The sequence below is a fragment of the Saccharopolyspora soli genome (assembly GCF_022678645.1).
Classification (GTDB): domain Bacteria; phylum Actinomycetota; class Actinomycetes; order Mycobacteriales; family Pseudonocardiaceae; genus Saccharopolyspora; species Saccharopolyspora soli.
In genome coordinates, this window is the sequence record NZ_JALBWV010000027.1 from 44,860 (window position 1) to 66,318 (window position 21,459).

Here is a 21,459-nt window from a genome sequence, read left to right on the forward strand (position 1 = left end):
GGATCAGAGCCTACGGACACCTTCGAGCACCGCCTGGAGTAGTTTGCGATCGGGTCGTACCGGCGTGCGGGGCATCGGACCAGCGACGAGCACACCGCGGTCGATCAGGTCGCTGATCAGCACCTTGGCCACCATGATCGGCGTGTCCAGGTAGGCCGCCACCTCCGCGACCGACAGCGGGCGCACGCACAACTGGAGGATCTCCAGGTGTTCCACGGAAAGGCTGCTCCGGTCGGGTCCCTGCCAGGACGTCAGCAGCTGCGTGACCACATCCAGCTCCGGGCGACCCGGCCGGGTACGACCTCGCGTCATCGCGTATGGCCGGACAAGCGGCCCGGACGCCTCGTCCAGCCACAGCTCCTCGTCCTTCGGCGTCATGGGCGGGCCCTCACCCGCCGTGGAACGGTGCTGTCACCTCGGAGCGCGGCGCGGAGCTGAGGTAGTCGCCGACCCGCACGACTAGCAGGTTCATCTCGTAGGCGATCATGCCGATGTCGGCGTCCTCCTCGCCCAACACCGCCAGGCACGCACCCGTCCCCGCGGCGGTGACGAACAGGAAGAGCTCGTCCAGCTCGATGACGGTCTGCCGGACCTGACCACCGCCGAAGTGCCTGCCGGTCTCCCGCGCCAGGCTCTGGAACGCCGAAGCGAGCGCGGCGAGGTGCTCGGAATCCGCCGGGGACAAGCCAGCGGACTTGGCCAGCAGCAGTCCGTCAGCGGAGAGCACGACCCCGTCACGTGCCCCGACGACCCGGCCTACCAGGTCGTCCAACAGCCAGTTCAGCTCACCGTCGCTCATGCCCACACCGCTCCTCGTATTCGCTGCGCCGGGAATCATTCGCCGCCCTCGGCCCACCGCGCTTCGCGCGTCCCGCGTTGGAACGCGGCCATGTTGCCACGCGTGCGTTCCGGCGAATGCCCGGCCTGCCCGGCAATGTCCGAATCCCCGGCCGACGACTCCGCACGCAGCTGCGGAACGAGGTTCTGCTGGCGCTCGCGGCGCGGCAGCACCGGACGCTGATCGGGATCGGTCGACGGGAACTGCGGCGGCTCGGTGGTCGGCACCGGCCGCTGGACGGTCAGGTCGTGCGCCGGAGGTGGTGTCAGGTCGCGTTCGGGCTGTCGCGACCGGGCCAACCGCGGCTCGAACCTCGACTCGTTCGCCACGATGTCGTTCGGCAGCAGGACGAACGCCACCGTGCCGCCCTCGGCGGCATCGCGCAGGTCCACCTCGATGCGGCGGCGGGCCGCCAACCGGGCCACCACGAACAGCCCCAGCCGGGAATCGCCGCGCAGCGTGATGTCCTCGAACTTCGGTGGAGTGGACAGCAGCACGTTGGCGTCGTCCCGGTCGGCCGGGCGCATGCCCAGCCCTTCGTCCTCGATCTGCAGCAGCACCCCGCGTGGCGTGTCGCTGCTGTAGACCTGGACCTGCGAGCGCGGCGAGGAGTACGAGGTGGCGTTGTCCATCAACTCGGCCAGCAGGTGGATCACGTCGCCCACCGCCGCACCGACCAACGAGACGTCCGGCGTCGGATGCACCCGGATCCGGTAGTAGTGCTCGGTTTCGGCCACCGCGGAGCGCACGATGTCCACCAGCCGCACCGGTTTGCGCCACTGCCGACCCGGCTGTTCACCGGCCAGGATGATCAGGTTCTCGGCGTTGCGCCGGGCTCGGGTGGCGAGGTGGTCGAGTTGGAACAGCCCGTCCAGCCGTTCCGGGTGCTCTTCGCTGCGCTCCATCTTGTCGAGCACCTTGAGCTGGCGGTGCACCAGTCCCTGGTTGCGGTGCGCGATGCCGAGGAAGACCTTGTTCGCGCCTTCCTTGGCCTGGTTCTCCTGCACGGCCGCGACGACTGCGGTGTGGTGGGCGGTGTTGAAGGCGTCCGCCACCTGGCCGATCTCGTCGGTGCCGTAATCCAGTGGGGCGAGTTCCGCTTCGACGTCGACCGGCTCGCCGCGCTTGAGGTGGGACATGACCGCGGGCAGCCGCTCGCTGGCCAGTTGCAGCGTGTCGTCGCGCAGCTTCGCCAACCGGTTCACCAGGGTCCGGTCGACCAGCCGCCGCGCATTGCGCGACGCCAGCACGATGCCAGCCAGCACGGCCACCAACGTGGCCAGGCTGCCGAGCAGCACCTGGATGAACTGCGAGTTGCCGTTCTGCATGCCGAGTTCGGCGCCAGCGTTGGCCTGTTCGACCGCGACCGCGACCAGGTCCTCGGAGACCTCGTGGGTGACCTGCCGCCAGTCGGCCTCGTTCACCGCGAAGTTCCCGTTGCGCTGCGGCGGATGCTCGACCAGCGCGTTCTCGAACTCGATCAGCCGCCGCCAGTCGACGCTTGAGGTGAGCTGCCGGTGCAGCTCGACGGCGCGCGGCTGCGCGGCTGGCATGTCGGTGTCCAACTTGGCGTGGTAGGCGCCGACCAGGTACACGAACGCCAAGTGGTCCTCAGTGCTGAACTCGCCGCTGACCAGCGCCGCACTGCCCAACGACGCGGCCCGCGACATCTGGTCGGCGGCCCGGAAGACCTCGGTGGCCACCAGCCCGGCATGGCTGCTCTGCAGGTCCGGCACGACCCGCGCCTGGGTGTCGAACAGGTTGACCCCCGCGTCGAGCAACCGGTTGTAGTAGTCGAAGGTCTCCGGCCGGGATGCCTGGCCGCGGTCGAGCCGGGCGCGCATCTGCGGCAGCTGGGCCAGCAGCGCCTCCAGGTCCCGGACCCGGACCGCGATCGGTTGCGGCGCATCGGCCACCAGGTTCCGCAGGTTGGCCCGCATCTCGCCGACGGCCTTGTCTGTCTGGGTGCGCTGCGAGGTCAGCGCAGCCGGGTCGACATCCGGGCGGCTGAGCCGTTCGACCGCCAGCCGACGTTCGTTCTGCAACGCCACCAGGCTGTTCACCGCCGGGATCGAGGCGTTCTTCACCCCGGTGGCGACCACTCGGGAGTAGTACCCGTCGTACACCGTCAGCGACGAGTATCCGAGCCAGATGGTCAGCAGGATGATGCTGGGAACCACGCCGACACGCGTCAGGCGGGCCCGGATCGTCTTGTACTCGCTACCGGAACTGCTTGTCCGCGCCACAGTGCTCCGCAACTGTCGAGCCAGCCCGCGATCTGCCCTGTTCCCACCGATACGGGTGATCGCGCTTCACACCAGCAGGATTCCGCCGCCGGGTTTCGGCGCGGAACGCGACACCAGCGCGTTCGCGGCGGGACTGCGGCGACCATCGGCGTGGTCGTGTACCCGCGTCCTCGTCACGTGGCCACACCAGTGCCACTGTCATGGGCGCGCTCCCCGAAGCCACCCAGCAGGATGAACGAACCATAGCACAGGGTGATCATGAAGCCACGAGAACTGTTTTTCGTTATCCATCACGCCAAAAACCACGCTGGTCAGCCACCGCGAGCGCTTCGGAGCGTTACCACGTCGCAACTTTCGTTGCGGGCATGCACCACTCGAAACGTCGAAGCCTGTTGCTCGGCAGCGGGCCTGCGGCGCATGGCTGCGGGGCGATTCGCGGGCAGTCAGGCGTCGAAATGCGGCACGGTGCCGAGCAAGAACGTGAGATCCTCGCCCGGCTTCAGTTCGCGGGGATCAGCGCCGCGGGTGAACAGCCGAGCACCGGTGCCGCCACCGAGCTCGGCGTGCTCGCCGCGGACCCGCAGCCAGGAACCTTCTCTGATGCCCAGCACCGGAACATCGTTGTCCTCCAGGAATTCCACGATCCGCTGCTCGCGGGTCTCGCCCATGTGCTTGCTGCCCGGATCGGGGTCCTGGTAGTGCGGGTTGATCTGGAACGGCACCAGCCCGATCGCGGCGAACGACTCGGGTTCCACGATCGGCATGTCATTGCTGGTCCGCAGGCTGGGGCAGGCCATGTTGGTGCCCGCGCTGGCGCCCAAGTACGGGGTGCCACCGAGCACCGCCGCGCGCAGCGCGGTGAGCAGGTCGAGCCGGTGCAGCGCGGACAGCAGGCGAAAGGTGTTCCCACCGCCGATGAACACCGCTTCAGCCGAGCCGACCGCCGCTACCGGGTCGTCGGCGCGGTGGATGCCGTCGACGGTGATGCCGAGCGGTTCGACCGCAGCCTGCACGGTCGCGACGTATCCGTCGTGGTCGCTCTTGGCGAACGGGACGAACAGCAGCCGCTTGCGGTCGGCCAGCAATTCGGCCACCGCGGGCATGGCGTGTTCGAGGAAACCCGTGCCGTGCTTCATCGAACTGGACAGCAGCAGCAGTTCCACGTTGGCGTTCCTTCCCGTTCCGGCGCTCCGCGCCCCAGGCTATCGCCATCACGGCGAAGCGCTCGCCGACGCCGCTATTCGGTCCAGGCGTTGAACACCAGGCTGGTAGCCGCAGCGGGCGCCTCCGGCGATCGGACGGATCGCCCCACCAACCATGAACCAGCAGGACGTCGCCAGGCCAGCAGCATGCGATCGGGTTCGTCCACTGTGGTCACCGCTGGGCCACCTCGGCGGCCAATCGCGCCACCAGGGATCGCGCCAGTACCACCGGGATTCCGGCCGCTCGCACGGCCGCGCTGCGCATGCTCGCCGAATAGCCCATGCAGTCCAGCACCACGATCTCCGCTCCGCGGTCGGCCAGCCGCGCGGCGGCGTCCGCGACGGGCTGGTCCGGTTCGGCGCGGTACGGGGTCGCCGCTTCGACCAGCGGGGTGCCGGTGTGCGGGAGCCACTTCTCCACCGACATCGCCGCCTGGTCGGGTTCGGGGCAGACGACACCGACCCGCAGGCCGCCGGTGATCGCCTGGGCGCCGTGCACCAGCAGTCGTTCCGCGGGCAGCAACGGCCGCTGGCGCGGGAAGTCCGCGAAGGTTCCGGTGCAGACCAGCAGGGTCGCGTCGACGCCGTCGGCTTCGGCGCGGAGCACCGCCTGCCGCAGGTGCGGTTCGAGCCGCGCGTGCGACAGCCGCACCGCGCTGCCGTCCCGCAGGCGGCTGACGAGCAATTCCGCACCGGGTTCCGGCGCCAGATCGGCTATCTCGGACGCGCTCAGCAGGTCCAGCGCGCCGTGCTCGACGACGTCGACCGCACCGAGCAGCGGACGGATTTCGGGGACCATGTCCGTTCTCGGCGCCTGTCCGATCGTGACCACGCCCAACCGCGCTGGCACTGTCAACCTCCCTGGCACGAGCTACGCAGGGAAGGCAACCACAACCGGACGAACAAAACCACGTGCACTGTGCTGCCGAGCATGCCGAGCACTGGTCACGTTGCACAGAACGTCGTGAGCGCCAATGGTCGCTCCAGCGACCAAACCCACTCACGACCCGCACCAGCAAGCCCGAGGTCAGACCGCGTGCACGGTGACCATGCTCGCCAATCCCTTGAAGTCATCGACGTTTCGCGTGAAGAGTGGAAGACCGCGCGAAGACGCGATGGCGGCGATCATCAGATCCATTCTTCGCGGCCGGGGATTGCGGTTCGCGACCAACGCCAACGAGACCAGCGTCCCGTAACGTGCTGATGCCTCGCCATCGAAGGGCAGCGGGTCGAACTCGACGATCGCAGCGCCCAGTTTTTCCATTCGCGCCGCCCTGACCGTCGGATCCTTCGCCATCGCGACGCCTTGATGCAATTCCGCCATCGAGACCGCGGTGATCTCCGACTGCACCGGCAAGGCGGCACGATCAAGCAGTTCGAGATCGATGTAAGCACAGGTGTCCAACACACCCAGTTGAGGGCGATCAGCCACGGCTGCGCTCCCAGGGATCATCGTCGCCAATCCGATCCGCGCCGCCGAAGAACTCATCGGCCTCCTGCCGCATGCGCGCATAGCTGACGCGGGGCAGCTTCCGGTGCCGCTCGATCAGTTCATCAGTGGAAAAACGCCGTCGCGGTCGAAGCGGACGAAGCTCGGCAACCTCCACGCCATTGCGGGTGACGTGATAGGTCTCGCCCGCCTCCACGGCGTCCATCACCGCAGCAGAGTTGTTGCGGAACTCCCGCTGGGAAATGATCCTCATGATCCCATTGTAGCCTTCCGTAGCACATGGGGCTACATTGTGGCACGGATGGCTCGACCAATCCGAAGAACAGCATTTGACCTGCGCAGATGTCCACGACACGCGGCCAGTCGTTCGAACAGGTGTGGCAGGTCCGAGGCTTCCGGACCACCGGGGGCGGTTCGCATCAAGCCAGGGTTCGCGAACTTGATCGGTGCCCTTGGAATCGGCGTGTTCGGGCTATCAGGATGGCAGGCATGACAGGGACCAATGACGTGACGATCATCGGCGGCGGGATCGTGGGCCTGGCGACCGCCCACGCCCTCAGCCAGGAGGATCCGAGTCGCCGGATCACCGTGCTCGACAAGGAACACCACTGGGGGGCGCACCAGACCGGGCACAACTCCGGCGTCATCCACAGTGGACTGTACTATTCGCCGGGCAGTGCCAAGGCGCGGTTCGCCCGCGCCGGTGGCGAGGCGATGTACCGGTTCTGCGCCGAGCACGGCATTCCCGTCCAGCGAACCGGGAAAGTCGTGGTCGCGACCTCCGACGCGCAGCTGCCCAAGCTCGCCGAACTCGCCCGACGCGGCACCGCCAACGGCGTTCGGGTCAGCGAGCTGGACCGGGCCCAGCTGCGGGAACGCGAACCGAACGTCCGCGGCCGCAAGGCATTGCTGGTGCCCGACGCCGGGATCACCGATTTCCCAGCGGTGTGCCGGAAACTCGCCGAGCTGCTCGCCGAGCGCGGTACCGACCTGCGCACCGGCACCGAACTGGTCGGCGTGCGCCGCGATGGCGCGGAGTTGGTGTTGACCACGACCGGCGGCGAGATCCGCACCCGGCGCGCGGTGAACTGCGCGGGTCTGCACAGCGATGCCGTCGCCGAACTGGCCGGGGCCACCCCACCAGCGCGAATCCTGCCGTTCCGCGGCGAGTACTACGAGACCACGTCCTTCCGCCGCGACCTGGTGCATGCCCTGGTGTACCCGGTGCCGGACCCGGCCTTCCCGTTCCTCGGCGTGCACATGACGCGGATGGTCGACGGCAGCCTGCACATCGGTCCGAACGCGGTGCCCGCGCTGGCCCGCGAAGGCTACGACTGGTCGACCTGGTCCAGCGAACACCTGCGCCGCCTGGTGCGCGACCCCGGATTGCGGGTGCTCGCCAAGAAGTACTGGCGCACCGGCGCGGCCGAGATCGCCCGCTCGGCGATCAAACCGCTGTTCGTCCGCGCCGCCCAGCAGCTGCTGCCCGATCTGCGCGGCCGCGACCTGCTGCGAGCCGAAGCCGGGGTGCGCGCCCAGGCCGTCACCCCGGACGGCACGCTGGTCGACGACTTCCTGGTCGTCGAGGACGAGCACTGGGTCCACGTGCTCAACGCCCCCTCCCCGGCGGCTACCGCATCGCTGCTGATCGGCGAGGACATCGCGGACCGAATCAAAGCCCGCGACCGGTGATCCGCAGCGTAAGGGGCTGCTTTATAAGCGGCGTAGCCGCTTGCGGTGTGGGAATCAGCTTGCACCGCCGCGGGTTCTCAGACGTCGCCTCGCGAGGACAGCCCCGACAGCGCAGTGAAACTGCGAATTGGAAGTACATGATGTCGGGGATCCCGGAGTCGAGGCGGCGTCTGAGGTTCCGCCACCCGCACCGCAACGCAGACCGCTGCTGGAACACCCCCTACCGGGGTAGTGGCTGGGTTCGCTCGCTGAGTCCGGTCCAGAGGTCCTCGACGTACTCCTGCAGGGCTTTGCCGAGCAAGTAGGCGCTCGCCGGTGCCACCATGGTGAACGTGTCGTCCGGGGATTCCGGGATCACCGCGACTCGCCCGGACGGCGCGTGGTGCACCTCGATGGCGAACGCTCCGGTGCGCATCGCGCCAGCCGCCTCGCGCAGGCCGACGGTCAGCCGAGCGGTCATCCCGTCCGCTCGCCGCAGCAGGTCGCTCACCGCCTGCGCGTCCTCCGGGGGCACCCGGCGGCGCTTGAGCTCGTAGGCCAGCCAGTCGACCTGCTGGTCCGCACGCTGCTCGGCCTCGGCGCGCGCTTCGGACAGCAGCTCGGTGGGCACCGTGACCTCGCAGCCATCGGCCGGTTCGCGATCCGGGAGGCAGCCCACTAGCGCTGGCCACGGCGCATCGGGGCGCACCCGCTCCGCGGTCACCGACTCGCCCCGCACCAGCATCCGCGCCGCTTGACCGCTGCCGACTGCCACGACGGCCCGCAATTCGGCTTCATCGGTGTCGTTGACCTGCGCGAATCCGAACACCGACGCACGTGCGAGGGTCGTGACCAGATCCGCCCACTGCTCGTCCGGCGGCCCGGCCGCGTCAGCCTGCGGCGCGGTGATCAGGAACGACGTGAGCTCCGCGCCGACCGCTCGATCGCGCAGCAGGCCGTCGAACTCCCGCAGGCTGCATCGCATCGTCGGCTCCGTGGTTCACCAGCATTCCCCGTGGACGTACTTGATCAACAGGATATCCGGTGCACGGCGTTTCAGCGGCCGAAACGGCTGGAAAACCGGGGTGCCCGGCCCGCGAAATCACCCACTTGCCGCTGGGCCGCCCGGACGTCAGCGGTCCGCCACCTGCGTGCGGGTGCGCCGCACGATCCCAGCCAGCGCGCTGCTGACGATCGTGACGATCAACGCGCCCCAGAACGCCGACCAGAACCCGTCGACGTGGAACGGCAGTTGCAGCTGCCCGGCCAGGTAGCTGGTCAGCCAGAACAGCAGGGCGTTGACCACCAAGCCGAACAGTCCGAGGGTGAGCACGTAGAGCAGGCAGCCCAACGTCTTCGCGATCGGCTTGAGCACCACGTTGACGATGCCGAAGATGACCGACACGGCCAGCAGCGTGAGGATCTTCGCCGGGGTGTCCTCGCCTGCCAGGGTGATCCCCGGCAGCGCGGTGGTGATCCACACCGCGACCATGGTGATCAGGATGTGCAGCAGCAGTGCCACGACGCGCCTCCCCGCCGGTTTTCGCCACGAACATCATCGACGCTACCGGCGATCGGGTGCGCGCCGCCTCCGCAGGGGGTGTGATCTCCCGGCCGGGAGGCGGCGGTCAGTTGAACAGGGTGGCCATGAGCTGGAAGGCGTCCCCGCCGTTGGCGCCGTGGGCTTCGGCGAACCGGAAGACCAGACCTTCGCGCAGTCCCCAGGGGCAGATCTCCAGTTCGTCCACGCCGATGGTGCGCAGGATCAGTTCAGCGACGATCGCCCCGGCCAGGATGCGGCGGGCGCGGTTGCGCGACACGCCGGGCAGCGCGGCCCGCTGCGCCTGGTCCAGCTCGGCCAGCCGCGGGATCCAGGGCCGCAGCTTGGCGCGGGAGAGCCGGTCGGGGTGGCGGGCCACCTTCCCCGGCGAACTCTCGGTGAGGACGGCCAACTGCCGCAGCACCTTCGACAGGGCGACCGGATGTCCCAGGTCGACGTCGGCGAAGTTGCCCAGCGAGCGCGGGATGGTGCCGCGGACGGCCGCGAGGAGTTCCGCGACGTGCCGTGGCCGCGGCGGGTCGTCCGGCAGGTACTGCCGGGTCAGCCGGGCCGCACCGAAGGGCAGCGAGACCACGTCGGTGGGCCGCACGCCGGTGCCGGTGGCCACGTCGATGGTGCCGCCTCCGATGTCCACAGTGGTCAGTCGCGGACCGCATCGGCCGTGCCAGCGGCGGGCGGCGTGGTAGGTGACGGCGGCTTCGTCGTGCGGGCTGAGCACGCCGATCCGCACTCCGGCGGCGTCGCTCAACCGCTGCCGCAACGCCGCGCCGTTGGCCGCATCGCGGACCGCCGAAGTGCCGAAGGCGACCAGCGCGTCCGGGCGCTTGTCCGCCACCGCGCGCACGCAGTGCCGCACCGCGCGCACTGCCTGTTCGACACCCAGTTCGGTGACCGAACCGTCCGGCCCGGTGTGTTCGGCGAGCCGGGTCCGGGCCTTCACGCTCCAGTCCGCGCGCGGCATCCGGGACCGGTCGAGATCAACGATCTCCAGGCGCGCAGCGGTCGACCCGATGTCCAGCAAAGCCAATCTCATGCGGCGTCCATCGGCGCACCACGCAGCTCGCGCGGTGTCGCGGCGCAGGAGATGGACGACATATCCCCATTGTCGGGGTCAGCGCGACCGAAAATCCAATCGGACTGACGTTTTCTTGAGATGTGTGTCACGTTCCGCAGGTCAGGTGGCGACTGCCGATGTTGCCGTACTCGGCGGTAACCTCTGGGCAACCTCGGCGGCGTGGCCGACGCTCCGGCATCGCCGCTGCCGCAGACCGGAAGGAACGTCCGATGCGCATCGGGATGCCGCTGAACTACAGCGGAGGCTTCAAGGAGACCGTCGACGACCTGGCCAGCTACGAGAAGGCCGGGCTGGACATCGTGTTCGTGCCGGAGGCTTACTCCTTCGACGCGGTCAGCCAACTGGGCTTCATCGCCGCCCGCACCGAACGCCTGGAGATCGCCTCCGGCATCCTGCAGATCTACACCCGCACACCGACCCTGACCGCGATGACCGCCGCTGGGCTGGACTTCGTCTCCGACGGGCGGTTCACCCTCGGCATCGGCGCCTCCGGTCCGCAGGTCATCGAGGGCTTCCACGGCGTGCCCTACCAGGCGCCGCTGGGTCGCACCCGAGAGATCGTCGAAATCTGCCGCCAGGTCTGGCGCCGCGAGAAGGTCGAGCACTCCGGCAAGCACTACAACATCCCGCTGCCCGCCGAGCAGGGCACCGGGCTGGGCAAGCCGCTGAAGCTCATCAACCACCCGGTGCGCGACCGGATCCCGATCATGATCGCCGCGATCGGACCGAAGAACGTCGAACTGGTCGCCGAGATCGCCGAGTCGTGGCAGCCGATCTTCTACGTGCCGGAGAAGGCGGGCGCGGCGTGGGGCGAGGCGCTGGCGGCGGGCAAGGCCAAGCGCGACGCCGCGCTGCCGCCGCTGGACGTGGTCGCCCAGGCACCGCTGGCCATCGGCGAGGGGCTCGACGACCTGTTGGACTTGGGTCGGCCCGCTGTGGCACTCTACGTCGGCGGCATGGGCGCCAGGGGCAAGAACTTCTACAACAACCTGGCGCGCCGCTACGGCTTCGAAGCCGAGGCGGAGCTGATCCAGGACCTCTACCTCAGCGGCAAGAAGGACGAAGCCGCTGCCGCAGTGCCGCGCGAACTGCTGGAGAAGACCTCGCTCATCGGACCGGAAGGCCACGTCCGGGAGCGGCTGGCGGCGCTGCGGGATTCCGGCGTCACGACGCTCAACGTCACGCCGCTGGCCAGCGACGCGGCCGGTCGCGCCAAGCTCATCGAACAGATCAAGCAACTCGCGACCGACATCTGAGCGCCAGGCGGTGCCCGCGCTCGGGCTCGGTCTGGGCGGAGGAAGTGCCGGGACCGGTTCAGGCTTCGGCGACCGCTTCGCGGGGTCGGGCCGTCGCGGTGCGGGCCGGGCTGGTTTCGCGCAGCAGCAGCGTCGAGGCCAGCGTGCACAGGCCCATCAGCAGCAGGTACGCCGACACCGATGCCGACGTGCCGGTCGCCGCCAGCAGCGCGGTCATGATGAACGGGGTTCCGCCGCTGACCAGGATCGCCGCCAACTGGTAGGCCAGCGACGCACCCGAGTAGCGGACCCGCGGCGCGAACAGTTCGCTGAGGTAGGCCGCCACCGGCCCGTAGGTCAGGCTCGACCCGATGCTGCCCACCGTCGCCGCGATCGCCACCCCGGCTATCGAAGCGGTGTCCACCAGCCAGAAGAACGGGAATGCCCACACCGCCAGCAATCCCGCGCCGACCAGGATCAGCGGACGCCGACCCCAGCGGTCCGACAGCACCCCGGCGAAGTAGATCACGAACACCCCGACCACGGAGGACACCAACGTCACCGCCAGCAGCGACTGGCGCGGCATGCCCAGCTCGCGGGTTCCGTAGTCCAGCAGGCCCGAGATGCTGATGTAGAACACCGAGTTGGTGGCGAACAGCAGGCCCGCGCCCAGCAGCACGGTCCGCTTGCTGCTGCGCAGCACCTGCATCAGCGGCGCCCGGACGACCTGCGCGTCCTGCTCCTCCTTGCGCTGTTGGAGTTCGCGGAACACCGGGGTGTCCTCGATCTTCAGCTGGATGAACAGCACCACCGGCGCCAGGGCCGCGCTGGCCAGGAACGGGATCCGCCAACCCCATGCCTGGAACGCTTCCGGGCTCAGCACCGCGCCAGCCACCAGGAACGCGACGTTGCCGAGGATCACGCCCAGCGGCACGCCCATCTGCCCGAAGGTGCCAGCCATCCCGCGACGGCCGCCGCCAGCGTTCTCGGTCAGCAGCAGGACGATCCCGCCCCACTGACCGCCGACCGCGATGCCCTGCAGGAACCGCAATGTCACCAGCAGGATCGGGGCGAGCACACCGATCGAGCTGGCGCCGGGCAGCACGCCGATCAGGAACGTCGCCGAACCCATCATGATCAGGCAGATCACCACGGCGGGTTTGCGGCCGATCTTGTCGCCGAGGTGACCGAAGACCAGGCCGCCGATCGGCCGGGCGATGAAGCCCGCCCAGAACGTGGCGAACGACAACAGCACGCCGATCAGCGGACTGGCATCGGGGAAGAACAGGTGACCGAAGACCAGGGCCGCGGCCGTGGCGTAGATGAAGAAGTCGTACCACTCGATGGAGCTGGCGATCAGCGCCGCGACCAGCAGTTTCTTCGGGGTTCTTGGGACTTGCGCCGTCTGGTCGCTCACCGTCATCGACAGACTCCCTTGGCTTGGTGACCGGAGAACAAGATCATTCACAGACCGACTGGTTGGTATGACTGTGATGTGCGTCTCTGCCGACGTCAAGACCGAAATCTGATCTAGAGCAAAGCCGTCTCAGTGCCCCCGTTTCGTGATCAACCGGTAACGCAGCGGCGGCATCACTCGGCGTTGAGCACCCGGATGGGCGACCCGTCCAGATAGGCGCGGATGTCCTCGACGGTCTCCGGGTAGAAGCTCCGGTAGGTGCCATCGGTGACGTAACCGAGGTGCGGCGTCAGCACTGTGCGCGGCGTGGTGCGCCAAGGGTCGTCGACGGGCAGCGGCTCGCGGCCGAACACGTCGATCCCGGCCCCGGCGAGCCGTCCCTCGCGAAGTGCCTCCTGCAACGCGGCCTCATCGACGATCGGCCCCCGCGAGGTGTTGATCAGGTACGCGGTCGGCCGCATCAGCGCCAATTCCGCCGCGCCGACCACGCCGCGAGTGCGCTCGCTGAGCACGGTGTGGATCGTCAGCACGTCCGCGGCCCGGAACAGTTCGTCCTTGTCCACTCGACGCACGCCGGCCGCCGCTGCGGCCTCGTCGGTGAGGTTCTGGCTCCACGCGATCACGTCCATGCTGAACGCCTGGCCGACCTTGGCGACCTGCGTGCCCAGCCGCCCGAGCCCGAGCACGCCGAGCGTCCGGCCCGCCACCTCGTGCCCGACGGTGCGCTGCCAGCCGCCCTCCCGGACCGTCCGGTCCTCCTGCGGGATGTGGCGCAGCAGCGCGAGGATCAGGCCCCAGGTCAGCTCGGCGGTCGCCGCCCACGAAGGGCCGCTGCCGTGGCCGGTACCCGAGACGACGATCCCCAGCTCCCGCGCCGCGGCCAGGTCGATCGAGGCGTTGCGCATGCCGGTGGTGACCAGCAGCTTGAGGTTGGGCAGCGCTTGGAGCACCTGCCGGGGGAACGGGGTGCGCTCCCGCATCGCGGCGATCACCTCGAACGGCTCCAGCCGCCGCACCAGCTCCGCCGGATCGGTCAGGTGCTCGTGGAACACCTCGACCTGCGCGGGCAGTGCGTCCCAGTCGGCGTAGTCCCGCGCGACGTCCTGGTAGTCGTCCAGCACCGCGACCCGAACCGTCATGGAATCCTCCTCGCCACACGTGGAAAAACCGCTTCGGATCCTATGTGCCTGATCGCGCCGACCGGGGTGGGCGGGAGAGACTGTCGGGCGTGACTGGATCTCACCTGCTGCACCTGCTGCCGCTGAGCACCTTCCACGCCGACCGAGCCGCCCCCATCCGCGCCGCCAGCCTCGACGGCGAGGGGTTCGTGCACTGCTCGCCGGACGTACGCACCACGCTCGCGGTGGCCAACACCCTGTACCGCGAAGCGGCCGAGCCGATGGTGGCGCTGGAACTGGACCCGGCGAAGCTCTCGGCGCCGGTGCGCTGGGAAGCCGCGAATCCGGCGCCACCGGACGGCGTGCCCGTGGACGTGCTGTTCCCGCACGTCTACGGGCCGCTGGAGCGCGACGCGGTGATCGGCGTCCGGTACGCGCGGCGCGATGCGGCGGGCCGTTTCCTGGCCTTGGAGACGCGCAGCCGCACCGCCGAGGAATTCGATCTGCTCCCCCACCCGGAAGGCGGCTGGTACCGCCGAACCTGGACCAGCCCGGTCGAGGTCGAGCGGCCCGGCGGCACCCGGCCGACCGCGACGGCGATCTACTTCCTGCTCCCGCCCGGTCAGCGTTCCACCTGGCACACGGTGGCTTCCGACGAGCTGTGGCTGTGGCACCGGGGCGGGCCGCTGACCCTCTCGCTGGGCGGCGACGGCCCGCGCCCGGTCGCCGAGCCCGAGCAGTTCGTGCTCGGCGCGGGTGCCGGGCAGGTGCCCCAAGCAGTGATCCCGGCTGGCACCTGGCAGTGCGCGAGCGCGGCGGCGACGGTCGAGACGCTGGTCAGCTGCGTGGTTTCGCCCGGTTTCGACTTCGCCGACTTCCGCGTCCTGTAGGCCGGTCGAACAGGTGCCGGGGTCCGGGGCGGCGCATCGCGCCAGGGCCGCCGACCGATACCGGGCGACGGCTGCGGACCACTTCGGACGGCGTCCGCATCGACCCGTAACCGACCGAGAACACGGCGAGCACCACGGCGACCACCGAGAAGACGGCCGACAGGGCGTTGCGGTGGGTTCGCGTCGGGGCGTTCAAACTGGCGCGCTGGTGTCGGTATTCGGCGACGAACCTGCTGGTTTCGCGAGGTCTGCTGCGGGCCGGTTCGCGGCGCGGCGCGCCGGAACCGAGCATCCTCCGCTCCACCCAGGACATCACGACCAGCATTCCGATGATCGAGCCGATGCCGACTGCGGCCGCCATTGCGAACCCAGCCAGTGAATTGATCACCGGCACCACCCCCCAAGGTGTAGCCGACCACCCACTTCTCAGCGACAGTCGCATCCAGCGGCGAACCAGCACCGCACTACTGCCGGTTCTGCTGTGGCCCTTGGGTTTCACCGTAGGTCGGGGCGGTCCTGGCCGCTGGGCGCGAACCACCCCCCTCGCCCGAACAGGTGAAAAACGATCAGGTTCGTAATGCTCGCGTTCGTGATCGGACGAACCCGCTGTCGACCACGCAAACCGTCCGACTCGGGAGCTACCATCGAGTTCGGGTCCGGCCGATCCCGATGCACCGCGACGTGATCTGGCGCATGTCCGGGCAACCGGCCGCGGTCGGCGCGCGTGTTCTCCCGGCGCGCCGATTTCCACCGGCACCGTCGACGATCGCGATTCAGGGGAGGTAATCGGGTCGTGAGGGGCTACACCGTCCACTTGCTGTTCCACCTGTTGGCGATGGCGGCCGGTGCCGCTTGCGGGGTCGCGGGTGGGCTGTGGTGGTTCGGCGGCGACCCGACCGGCCTGTGGTTGGCGATCGGCGCGCTGGTGGTCGGGATCATCGTGCTGATCCTGGAAAACCTCTACATCTCGGCTAGCCAGCCGCCCCCGTACCCGCCACCGCCAGCGGTTTCCCACCCCCGGATACCGATGCCGCCGCAGCGCCCGCGGGAACGCACCCGACCGGATCTCGAACCCGCGGCACCGCCTCCGGAGACCCTGCTGCAACCGTCGATGGACGTCAGCAAGGCGGTGGACCAGGAGACCAAGACCGCAGCCGCCGAAGCGCTCGACGAGCAGTGGACCAGCAACCCGACGACCAAGCAGAGCTGATCACCAGCCGGAGTTCAGGCCCCGGTCCAGCGTGGTGGGCGCCGCTCGGCGAATGCTCGGGGCCCTTCCCTGGCGTCTTCGGAGACGAGCATCGCCTGGTAGTTCGGCAGGTCTCCGGAGCGCAGCAGGCGGTAGCCGGATTCGACGTCCAGGGCTGCCGTTCGCCGGGTGATCTCCTTGACCGCGGCGATCGCCAACGGGGCCGCCGAGCAGATCCGCTGGGCCAACTCGATCGCCACGTCGAACAGCTCGGCGGCCGGGACGACGCGGTTTACCAGGCCCCACTGCCGCGCTTCGGCTGCCGCCATGCGGCGGCCGGTCAGCAGCAACTCGCTCGCCACCACCGGCGGGAGGCGCTTGGGCAACCGGAGCACGCCGCCGGAGTCCGCGACCATGCCGAGGGTCACCTCGGTGAGCGCGAACTCGGCGTGCTCGGCGGCGACGATCAGGTCCGCGGCCAACGCGAGTTCGAACCCGCCGCCCAGGGCCAGTCCGTTGACCGCGGCGATCACCGGTTTGTCCAGGTCGAAGAACTCGGTCAGCCCGGCGAAGCCGCCCGGCCCGTGGTCGGCGTCGATGGCCTCGCCGCCAGCGGCGGCCTTGAGGTCCCAGCCCGCCGAGAAGAACCGGTCGCCCGCGCCGGTCAGCACCGCGACCCGCAGCGAGTCGTCGCGCCGCAGGCGGTCGAACGCCGCGTGCAGCGCGTGGCTGGTGGCCACGTCGATGGCGTTGGCCTTCGGCCGGTCCAGGGTCACGGTGAGCACCCCGCCGTCGACGTCCAACCGCACCTGATCAGTCATCGCCACTCCTCGCCTGTCGAACCAGCACGTCCACCGCCACCGCGCCCCGCGACAGCGCCAGCAGCGGGTTCACGTCCAATTCCACGAGCCGGTCGTTGTCGCGCGCGTGTTCGACGATCGCGGCGATCGCGTCCACCACGGCGGCCACATCGGCGCCCGGTCCTCGGAACCCGGCCAGCAGCGGCCAGATCCGCAGTTCGCGCAGGGCGTCCCGGATCTGCTCGCGGGTCACCGGGAGCAGCAGGGTGACGGAATCCCGCACCAGTTCCACCAGGACACCGCCAGCGCCGACGGTCAGGGCCAGGCCGAACTGCGGGTCGCGGTGCACGCCCACGATCAGCTCGGCTACCACGCCGTCGATCATGCGCTCGACCAGGAAGGTGTCGGTCAGCGCGGCCATGTCGGCGACCGCGTCCCGCACCTGCTGCTCGCTGGTCAGGCCCAGCCGCACGCCCCCGACTTCGCTCTTGTGCGCCAGATCAGCAGAAACCGCTTTGACCACAACGGGGAAGCCGATCCGCACGGCCGCTGCCGGCGCATCATCGGAGCTGGTCACGACGCCTGGCGGGACGGCGAGACCGGCCGTGGCCAATGCGCGCTTGGCTGCCCACTCGTCGAGTTGGTACCGCTCACCGGTGACCGCGGCCGGGCCCTCCAGCGGGGCTGTCGCGTCGGCTTTCCGCTGCGCGGCACCGATTCCGGCCGCTGCGGCGATGGCCGCGAGGCAGTCCGCGACGCCTTGCATCGGGGCCACGCCCTGGCTCAGCAGCCGCTGCCCGATCGACTCCGGGAGTCCTTCCGGCAGGGAGCTGACCACGCAACCCGGCGTGCCCACCGCTTGGTGCGCGGCCAGGAAGGCGTCCGCCGTCGTCGCCCAGGGACCGTCGGCGCAGCGGTCTTCGCGGGGGAAGTCGACCAGCAGCAGGTGGCAGTCGAAGTCAGCACCGAGCAGTTCCGTGAAGCACGCCGTTTGCGCTGGTAGATCGCCCCAGATGTAGGTGTGGTAGTCGAGCGGGTTCGCCACCGCGACACGCTCGCCGAGCAGCCGCCGCAGCCGCCGCTCGGTGTCTGCCGGGAACGACGGCAGTTCCAGCCCGTGCCGTTCGGCGAGGTCGGCGACCAGTGCCGCCTCGCCGCCGGAACAGCTGGCGGAGGTGATCCGGGTGCCGGTCAGCGCGCCGTGCACGTGGAGGAACTTCAGCGTCTCCACGAACGCCTCCACGTGGTGCACCCGAGCCATGCCCAGCCGCCGGAACAGCGCGTCGCAGAGCACGTCGGAACCGGCCAGCGAGCTGGTGTGGCTGAGGTTGGTCCGCGCGCCGAGCTCCGAGCTGCCCGATTTCAGCACGACGATCGGAATCCCCTTGCGCAGCGCCAACAAGCCGACTCGGGACAGGCCCGCGACGTCGTCGATGCCTTCCAGGTGCAGGCCGATCGCGGTGATTCGGGGATCCGCCAGCATGGCCTCGACGAGGTCCGCGACCCCGGTCACCGCGCCGTTGCCGAGGGTGATCAGCTGGGCCAGCGGCAGCGATCGCCGCTGCATGGTGAGGTTCTGGCCGATGTTGCCGCTCTGGGTGAGCACCGCGACGCCGCGCGCCACCCGGTTTCCGCCGTGCTGGTCCGGCCACAGCGCGGCGCCATCGAGGTAGTTGAGGGTGCCGATGCAGTTCGGGCCGATCAGCGCCATGTCCGCGGCGGCGGCTACCAGCTCTTGTTGCAGAGCTGCGCCGTCGGTGCCGCGTTCGGCGAATCCGGAGGCATGGCACACCACTCCCCCGGCGCCGCGCACCGCGAGATCGGCGACCACGTCGACCGTGGCTTCCCTTGGCACTGCGACGAAAGCCGCGTCCGGCGCGGCGGGCAGTTCCGCCGCGCTTCGGTAGCAGGGCAGGTCTTCGATGCTGGTGCGACGCGGGTGCACCGGCCAGATCGGCCCGGCGAAACCGACCCGGCGGCACTGCCGGATCGCCTCAGCAGCAGCGTCCCCGCCGAACACCGCGATGTGCCGAGGCGCCAGCATCCGGCGCAGATTTTCTTTTCGCGACGGGGAAGCAGGCACCGCGTCAACCCTCGTAGCGCGCACTGGTCACGCACCCAGCGGGCGCAGCAGGGAGCGGGCGATGATGTGGCGCTGGATTTCGCTGGTGCCGTCCCAGATCCGCTCGACCCTGGCGTCCCGCCAGAACCGCTCGACGGGCAGTTCGGCCATCAGGCCCATGCCGCCGAAGATCTGCAGCGCTCGGTCGGTGATCCGGCCAAGCGCCTCGGAGGCGAACAGCTTCGCCATCGCCGCGTCCCGGTCGGTCATGCCGCCGCTGTCCAGCTTCGCCGCCGCCCGCAGCGTGAGCAGCTCTGCCGCGTGCAGCTCGGTGGCCATGTCGGCGAGCTGGAAGCCGACGCCCTGGAACTTTCCGATCGGCTGGCCGAACTGCTGGCGCTCGGCGGCCCACCGGGTGGCCATCTCCAGCACCCGCCGTCCCCGGCCGACGCTGGTCGCCGCCACGCTGAGCCGACTGGCGCCAAGCCACTCGCCCATCAGCTCGAAGCCCCTGCCTTCCTCGCCGAGGCGCTGCGCGACCGGCACCCGGCAGTCGGCGAAGGCGAGTTCGCACTGGTGGTAGCCGCGGTGCGACACGCACGCCGAGCCCCGCCGCACGGTCAATCCGGGGGTGTCGAGGTCCACCAGGAACGCCGTGATCAGGTTCTTCGGTCCGCGCGAGGTCTGCTCGGTGCCGGTGGCGGCGAACAGCACGACGAAGTCGGCGGTGTCGGCGTGGCTGATGAAGTGCTTGGTCCCGTTGAGCACGTAGTCGGCGCCGTCGCGCACCGCGCGGGTGGTCATGGACCGCACGTCCGAGCCGGCGCCCGGCTCGGTCATGGCCAGGCAGTCGTGCCGTTCTCCCCGGATCGCGGGCAGCAGGTAGCGCTCGCGCTGCTCGCCTTCGCACGCCTGCAGGATGTTGCTGGGCCGGGCGACCAGCATCTGCAGCGCGTAGCTGGTGCGGCCGAGTTCGCGTTCGGCCAGCGTGATGCCGGTGGCGTCCAAGCCTCCGCCGCCGAGTTCGGCGGGCATGTTGGCGGCGTAGAGACCGGCTTCGACGGCCTTGTCCCGGATCTGCTCCGCCAGTTCGGTCGGCACCTCGTCGAGGCGCTCCACCTCGTCCTCGTGCGGTTCCAGCTCGGTGGTCACGAACTTGCGCACGGTGTCGACGATCATCCGCTGCTCGTCGGTCAGCTCGAAATCCACGGTGTGCTCCTCCGAGACGGTTTCCAGGCTCGTTGCGGGTAGCGGGACCTCAGCGGCGGATGCCCATGGGGCGGCCGATCACGTCGGGGACCGGCAGGGCCGCGTGCGCCTGGTGGATGGCGGCCAGTCGTCGCCGCAGGTGGGGTGGCAGTTCGCTGGCCCCGCCCCGGCGCGTGTCGACGTGCACCAGCAGTTGTTCGGCGGTGGCCAGCAGGACTTCGGTGTCGCCGTGGTGCATCTCGTGGAAGATGTGCACCCGCTTCGCATCGTGGTCGAGCACCCGCAGGCTCAGCGCCAGCGGTTCGCCCTCGGCGACCTCGCGCCGGTGGTGGATGTGGGTCTCCACTGTGTACAGCGAGTGCCCGTCTTCCCGGTACTGCTCGTCGATGCCGAGGTAGCGGAAGAACGCGTCCGAGTTGTCGCCGAACACCAGCAGGTAGCAGGACTCGCTCAGGTGGCCGTTGTAGTCCACCCACCGCGGGCTGACCGTGGTCCGGTGCAGCCGCAGCGGCGCCGGGATCTGCGCCGCGTCGTCCCACCGACGGTGCCCGCTGCCTTCGTAGGGGGTAACCACTCGCTCCATGTAATCTCACATTGTGCGTCGATGGTTCGTAATATGCGACGCTACGAGAGTGGCCAGCAACCGTCAAGAAGCCCCAGCCGGACGGACTAGGGTGGCGTCATGAGCGTGGAAACGGTCCACAACCAGGACGAATCCCGCGGTCGCGTGCAGTCCTTGGACCGCGCCGTCGCACTGCTCAACGCGGTCTCGGCGAGCGCCCCGGACGGGCTGCCGGTGGCGGACCTCGCGGTCGAATGCGAACTGAACCGGGCCACCGCGTGGCGGCTGCTGGCCACCCTGGAGCACCACGGACTGGTCGAACGGGACCCGGTGACCAACCGCTATTCGATCGGCTTCGCACTCACCCGGATGGCCGCGACGGCGGGGGTGGACGGCTTGGTGCGCCGCGCGCACGACGTCCTGGAACGGCTCAGCCGCGAGACCGGCGAGACCGCGAACCTGGCCGTGGCGCAGCGGCTCGGTTTGACCTATGTGGACGAAGTGGTTCCGCCGGTGGTGCTCAGCGCTCGGTGGCTCGGGCGGCAGGTGCCGATCCACGCGACGTCCGCGGGCAAGGCGTTTCTCGCCTGGCTGCCGGAAGAAGAGGTCGAATCGATGCTCGCCGTCCCGCTGGCGGAGTACACCGCGACGACCCGAACAGACCAGGGCGCGCTGCGCGCCGAGCTGGCCGAAATCCGCGAGCAGGGCTACAGCGTGAGCGTCGGCGAGCTGGAATCCCAGGTCTACGGCGTCGCGGCAGCCGTGCTGGACGCCCGCCGCCGTCCCTTCGCCATCGTCAGCGTCTGGGGCCCCCGAGACCGGGTACCGCAGTCCCGCTTCGCAGAACTCGGCGCGCTCGTCCGCAAAGCCGCCGCGGAAGTCGCCACCGCACTGCCCTGACGCCGAATTCGCCACCAGCCAGCGAATCCTGTCG

General features: G+C 69.6%; 23 protein-coding genes. 5 read left to right on the forward strand and 18 right to left on the reverse strand.

What is annotated here, in order from left to right:
* Nucleotides 1–3 precede the first annotated feature (3 nt).
* The 8 genes from MOQ72_RS21120 to MOQ72_RS21155 all read right to left on the reverse strand — a co-directional run bounded on the left by MOQ72_RS21120 (nt 4) and on the right by MOQ72_RS21155 (nt 5,989).
* Entirely contained in the window at nt 4–378 is a 375-nt protein-coding gene (locus MOQ72_RS21120; protein WP_242185846.1) for a DUF742 domain-containing protein, read from the reverse strand.
* A 10-nt stretch (nt 379–388) separates the two neighbouring features.
* Nucleotides 389–799, reverse strand: a complete 411-nt coding sequence (locus tag MOQ72_RS21125; protein ID WP_242185848.1) for a roadblock/LC7 domain-containing protein — start codon at nt 797–799, stop codon at nt 389–391.
* A 35-nt stretch (nt 800–834) separates the two neighbouring features.
* Nucleotides 835–3,084, reverse strand: a complete 2,250-nt coding sequence (locus MOQ72_RS21130; RefSeq protein WP_242185851.1) for a sensor histidine kinase — start codon at nt 3,082–3,084, stop codon at nt 835–837.
* A gap of 443 nt (nt 3,085–3,527) precedes the next feature.
* The gene (gene pepE / locus MOQ72_RS21135; protein ID WP_242185853.1) at nt 3,528–4,247 is read right to left on the reverse strand and encodes a dipeptidase PepE; all 720 of its coding nucleotides are present in this window, start codon (nt 4,245–4,247) and stop codon (nt 3,528–3,530) included.
* 74 nt (nt 4,248–4,321) lie between these two features.
* Nucleotides 4,322–4,462 carry a hypothetical protein gene (locus tag MOQ72_RS21140; RefSeq protein ID WP_242185855.1) on the reverse strand — a complete coding sequence of 47 codons (141 nt, stop codon included), beginning with the start codon at nt 4,460–4,462 and terminating at the stop codon, nt 4,322–4,324.
* A complete protein-coding gene (locus MOQ72_RS21145; RefSeq protein WP_242185857.1) occupies nt 4,459–5,136 on the reverse strand; it encodes an AroM family protein in 678 nt (225 codons plus the stop codon). Before MOQ72_RS21145 ends, MOQ72_RS21140 begins: the two co-directional genes overlap by 4 nt.
* A gap of 177 nt (nt 5,137–5,313) precedes the next feature.
* Nucleotides 5,314–5,718, reverse strand: coding sequence for a type II toxin-antitoxin system VapC family toxin (locus MOQ72_RS21150; RefSeq protein WP_242185858.1), 405 nt, complete (start codon nt 5,716–5,718; stop codon nt 5,314–5,316).
* Entirely contained in the window at nt 5,711–5,989 is a 279-nt protein-coding gene (locus MOQ72_RS21155; RefSeq protein WP_242185860.1) for a type II toxin-antitoxin system Phd/YefM family antitoxin, read from the reverse strand. Before MOQ72_RS21155 ends, MOQ72_RS21150 begins: the two co-directional genes overlap by 8 nt.
* Before the next feature lie 236 nt (nt 5,990–6,225).
* Between MOQ72_RS21155 and lhgD the strand changes: the two genes are divergently transcribed.
* Entirely contained in the window at nt 6,226–7,428 is a 1,203-nt protein-coding gene (lhgD, locus tag MOQ72_RS21160) for an L-2-hydroxyglutarate dehydrogenase (protein ID WP_242185862.1), read from the forward strand.
* Between the two features lie 220 nt (nt 7,429–7,648).
* On the opposite strand, the gene MOQ72_RS21165 is transcribed toward lhgD, so the two are convergent.
* From MOQ72_RS21165 to MOQ72_RS21175, 3 genes are all read right to left on the reverse strand, one after another.
* Nucleotides 7,649–8,392: an ESX secretion-associated protein EspG gene (locus MOQ72_RS21165; RefSeq protein WP_242185863.1), complete on the reverse strand. Its 744-nt coding sequence runs from the start codon at nt 8,390–8,392 to the stop codon at nt 7,649–7,651.
* 147 nt (nt 8,393–8,539) lie between these two features.
* Nucleotides 8,540–8,929 carry a phage holin family protein gene (locus tag MOQ72_RS21170; protein WP_242185865.1) on the reverse strand — a complete coding sequence of 130 codons (390 nt, stop codon included), beginning with the start codon at nt 8,927–8,929 and terminating at the stop codon, nt 8,540–8,542.
* Between the two features lie 106 nt (nt 8,930–9,035).
* Nucleotides 9,036–10,001: a Ppx/GppA phosphatase family protein gene (locus tag MOQ72_RS21175; RefSeq protein WP_242185868.1), complete on the reverse strand. Its 966-nt coding sequence runs from the start codon at nt 9,999–10,001 to the stop codon at nt 9,036–9,038.
* 251 nt (nt 10,002–10,252) lie between these two features.
* Between MOQ72_RS21175 and MOQ72_RS21180 the strand changes: the two genes are divergently transcribed.
* Complete coding sequence (locus MOQ72_RS21180; RefSeq protein ID WP_242185870.1) at nt 10,253–11,299, forward strand: LLM class F420-dependent oxidoreductase; 1,047 nt, start codon at nt 10,253–10,255, stop codon at nt 11,297–11,299.
* Between the two features lie 58 nt (nt 11,300–11,357).
* On the opposite strand, the gene MOQ72_RS21185 is transcribed toward MOQ72_RS21180, so the two are convergent.
* On the reverse strand, nt 11,358–12,701 hold the full coding sequence (locus tag MOQ72_RS21185) for an MFS transporter (RefSeq protein WP_242185871.1): 1,344 nt from the start codon (nt 12,699–12,701) through the stop codon (nt 11,358–11,360).
* A gap of 167 nt (nt 12,702–12,868) precedes the next feature.
* Nucleotides 12,869–13,834: a D-2-hydroxyacid dehydrogenase family protein gene (locus MOQ72_RS21190; protein ID WP_242185873.1), complete on the reverse strand. Its 966-nt coding sequence runs from the start codon at nt 13,832–13,834 to the stop codon at nt 12,869–12,871.
* Nucleotides 13,835–13,923: 89 nt separating this feature from the next.
* Between MOQ72_RS21190 and MOQ72_RS21195 the strand changes: the two genes are divergently transcribed.
* A complete protein-coding gene (locus tag MOQ72_RS21195) occupies nt 13,924–14,703 on the forward strand; it encodes a cupin domain-containing protein (protein ID WP_242185875.1) in 780 nt (259 codons plus the stop codon).
* Here MOQ72_RS21195 and MOQ72_RS21200 read toward each other — a convergent pair.
* The gene (locus tag MOQ72_RS21200) at nt 14,651–15,091 is read right to left on the reverse strand and encodes a hypothetical protein (RefSeq protein ID WP_242185877.1); all 441 of its coding nucleotides are present in this window, start codon (nt 15,089–15,091) and stop codon (nt 14,651–14,653) included. The two genes, MOQ72_RS21195 and MOQ72_RS21200, sit on opposite strands and share 53 nt — an antisense overlap.
* 405 nt (nt 15,092–15,496) lie before the next feature.
* On the opposite strand from MOQ72_RS21200, the gene MOQ72_RS21205 reads away from it, so the two are divergent.
* Entirely contained in the window at nt 15,497–15,913 is a 417-nt protein-coding gene (locus tag MOQ72_RS21205; protein ID WP_242185879.1) for a hypothetical protein, read from the forward strand.
* A gap of 14 nt (nt 15,914–15,927) precedes the next feature.
* Here the strand turns inward: MOQ72_RS21205 and MOQ72_RS21210 are convergent, their stop codons facing one another.
* The 4 genes from MOQ72_RS21210 to MOQ72_RS21225 form a co-directional block, all read right to left on the reverse strand.
* A complete protein-coding gene (locus tag MOQ72_RS21210; protein WP_242185881.1) occupies nt 15,928–16,713 on the reverse strand; it encodes a carnitinyl-CoA dehydratase in 786 nt (261 codons plus the stop codon).
* On the reverse strand, nt 16,706–18,736 hold the full coding sequence (locus MOQ72_RS21215; protein WP_242185882.1) for an acetate--CoA ligase family protein: 2,031 nt from the start codon (nt 18,734–18,736) through the stop codon (nt 16,706–16,708). The genes MOQ72_RS21210 and MOQ72_RS21215 overlap by 8 nt, the downstream gene beginning before the upstream one ends.
* A 66-nt stretch (nt 18,737–18,802) precedes the next feature.
* Nucleotides 18,803–19,963 (reverse strand): acyl-CoA dehydrogenase family protein, encoded by a 1,161-nt coding sequence (locus MOQ72_RS21220; protein ID WP_242185885.1) that lies wholly within the window; start codon nt 19,961–19,963, stop codon nt 18,803–18,805.
* A gap of 49 nt (nt 19,964–20,012) precedes the next feature.
* On the reverse strand, nt 20,013–20,546 hold the full coding sequence (locus MOQ72_RS21225; protein ID WP_242185886.1) for a thioesterase family protein: 534 nt from the start codon (nt 20,544–20,546) through the stop codon (nt 20,013–20,015).
* A gap of 99 nt (nt 20,547–20,645) precedes the next feature.
* Between MOQ72_RS21225 and MOQ72_RS21230 the strand changes: the two genes are divergently transcribed.
* Nucleotides 20,646–21,425: an IclR family transcriptional regulator gene (locus tag MOQ72_RS21230; protein ID WP_242185888.1), complete on the forward strand. Its 780-nt coding sequence runs from the start codon at nt 20,646–20,648 to the stop codon at nt 21,423–21,425.
* The last annotated feature ends 34 nt before the right edge of the window (nt 21,426–21,459 follow it).

Excerpts from the sequence above, each read along its gene's own strand:
- MOQ72_RS21190 (WP_242185873.1), bottom strand. The coding sequence starts at position 13,834 with ATGACGGTTCGGGTCGCGGTGCTGGACGACTACCAGGACGTCGCGCGG.
- lhgD (WP_242185862.1), top strand. The coding sequence starts at position 6,226 with ATGACAGGGACCAATGACGTGACGATCATCGGCGGCGGGATCGTGGGC.
- MOQ72_RS21230 (WP_242185888.1), top strand. The coding sequence starts at position 20,646 with ATGAGCGTGGAAACGGTCCACAACCAGGACGAATCCCGCGGTCGCGTG.
- MOQ72_RS21180 (WP_242185870.1), top strand. The coding sequence starts at position 10,253 with ATGCGCATCGGGATGCCGCTGAACTACAGCGGAGGCTTCAAGGAGACC.
- MOQ72_RS21225 (WP_242185886.1), bottom strand. The coding sequence starts at position 20,546 with ATGGAGCGAGTGGTTACCCCCTACGAAGGCAGCGGGCACCGTCGGTGG.
- MOQ72_RS21155 (WP_242185860.1), bottom strand. The coding sequence starts at position 5,989 with ATGAGGATCATTTCCCAGCGGGAGTTCCGCAACAACTCTGCTGCGGTG.
- MOQ72_RS21210 (WP_242185881.1), bottom strand. The coding sequence starts at position 16,713 with ATGACTGATCAGGTGCGGTTGGACGTCGACGGCGGGGTGCTCACCGTG.
- MOQ72_RS21125 (WP_242185848.1), bottom strand. The coding sequence starts at position 799 with ATGAGCGACGGTGAGCTGAACTGGCTGTTGGACGACCTGGTAGGCCGG.
- MOQ72_RS21165 (WP_242185863.1), bottom strand. The coding sequence starts at position 8,392 with ATGCGATGCAGCCTGCGGGAGTTCGACGGCCTGCTGCGCGATCGAGCG.
- MOQ72_RS21215 (WP_242185882.1), bottom strand. The coding sequence starts at position 18,736 with ATGCTGGCGCCTCGGCACATCGCGGTGTTCGGCGGGGACGCTGCTGCT.
- MOQ72_RS21120 (WP_242185846.1), bottom strand. The coding sequence starts at position 378 with ATGACGCCGAAGGACGAGGAGCTGTGGCTGGACGAGGCGTCCGGGCCG.
- MOQ72_RS21175 (WP_242185868.1), bottom strand. The coding sequence starts at position 10,001 with ATGAGATTGGCTTTGCTGGACATCGGGTCGACCGCTGCGCGCCTGGAG.
- MOQ72_RS21185 (WP_242185871.1), bottom strand. The coding sequence starts at position 12,701 with ATGACGGTGAGCGACCAGACGGCGCAAGTCCCAAGAACCCCGAAGAAA.